The organism is Hyphomicrobium sp. (genome assembly GCF_020852195.1).
GTDB lineage: Bacteria > Pseudomonadota > Alphaproteobacteria > Rhizobiales > Hyphomicrobiaceae > Hyphomicrobium_C.
Window position 1 is genome coordinate 1 of the sequence record NZ_JADZBI010000260.1, and the last position, 1,750, is coordinate 1,750.

A 1,750-nucleotide genomic window follows, 5' to 3' on the forward strand; every position below is an offset into this window, starting at 1 on the left:
ACCACCAGCACCTTCCGCCCTTCCGCATCCGGCACCCCGAACACAAAGTATTCCCCGCCAGCCCCGCTGGCCGCAAGTCTTCGGCAGCCAAAACGACGGCTCGTGAGGTGCTGTGACGCGATACGGTGTGTCGGCAAGTCTGTGACTTTCGAGCAGGAAATAACATGCAAAACAATGCAAGTCAGATGCTTGCAAGCTCTACGCTTCGAGTCGAAGACCCTTGCGAGCCACGTCAATTTTTTTAGTTGCCGAACATTTGCGACCGGCGGCAGATAGTGCAACATGACAAATTTGGTAACTACATGCTCCCGGACATAATTAGTTATTCATTTTATATAGTGAGTTACTACTTTTATATAGTGAGTTACTAAATTTATCTCCTGAAAAGCCGGTTTTTCCCCGAGTGGGGCTGTTTTTTGGGCACTTGATGCCGCCGGCGACGCGATGGAGGCTGTTTTTCAGGCACGCGAACCTCTTTTTCACCAACTTCAGAGGACAATTTGTCAGTTAGTTACTCTTTTTCAGGAACTAATTAGTCCCGGGCAATAACTAATTACTGCCGGGCAGTAGTCAGTTACTCTTTTTTAGTAGTGAGTTATACCCGGGCAGTAGTTTGTTACTCGTTTTTAATAACCGGTTATTGCCGGGCAGTAGTGCATTCGGTCTGTGGCTGCCCGATTTGCAGCCGGAGCAGAACCGGCAATCCGGGCATCCGAAAAGCCCTGTTCTTCCCTGCTCTAACAGCCATACAACACGAACCTAAAATGAAAAACCTATACGAACGTATCCTGGAAAGAAGCCCCAAAGTAAAGATGATCGGCGCCGTGGCCGTGCAGCGAAAACTCCTCACGGGCCGTCGTTTTTTTTGGGGCTGTCGAACACGTGCGCCCAGCGGGGCGCTGCCTCTGCTTACGTTTTTACTCCTTTGTTTAAAATTCAACCCTACACCCCGCCGGCACCATGCTTTTGATTTTTTCGCGCACGGCTTTAGGGATAGGGTTGCTTCCTAAATCTAATTCGGTCAAATTATTCAACTTCTCAAATTGCACTGGGAGCGTTGACAATTTGTTGCCTGACAAATCCAATTCGGTCAAATTATTCAACTCCTCAAGTTGTGTAGGTAGCTCTGTCAATTGGTTGAACTCCAAATCCAAGTAGGTCAAACTTTTTAAATGCCCGAGTTGTGTTGGAAGCGTTGTCAATTGGTTTCGGCTCAAATCCAAGTGGGTTAAATTATTCAAATTTCCAATTTGTGCCGGAAGAGTCGTCAATTGGTTTCGGATCAAATACAAGTGGGTCAAATTTTCCAAATCTCCGATTTGTACAGGAAGATTCGTCAGTTCGTTGTATCCTAAATCCAAGTGGGTTAAATTTTTCAAATTCCCAATTTGTGCTGGAAGAGTTGTCAAATTACTGCTTGACGAATTCAAGTAGATCAAATTTGTCAAATTTCCTATTTGTGCTGGAAGGGTTGTCATTGGGTTTCCACTCAAATCCAAAGAGTTCAAATTTGTCAACTCACCGATTTGTACAGGAATATCCGTCAGTTTGTTGTGCGCTAAATCCAAGTGGGTTAAATTATTCAATTCACTAATCAGCCTCAGAGATACTTCAAAATTCAATCTATAATTGGCAATCAAATTCAATTTGGTTAAACTTTTCAAGTCACCGAGTTGTGCAGGAAGTGTCGTCAGTCGGTTCTCGCTCAAATCCAATTCGGTCAAATTTTTCAACTTCCCAATTTGAGCAG

Annotated in this window: 1 protein-coding gene; it reads right to left on the reverse strand. The window is 44.7% G+C overall.

Going from position 1 to position 1,750, the window contains the following annotated elements; all coding sequences use genetic code 11:
* Window positions 1-929 precede the first annotated feature (929 nt).
* The coding region (locus IT540_RS20730; RefSeq protein ID WP_291181777.1) for a leucine-rich repeat domain-containing protein at window positions 930-1,750 on the reverse strand (821 nt) is incomplete at its 5' end.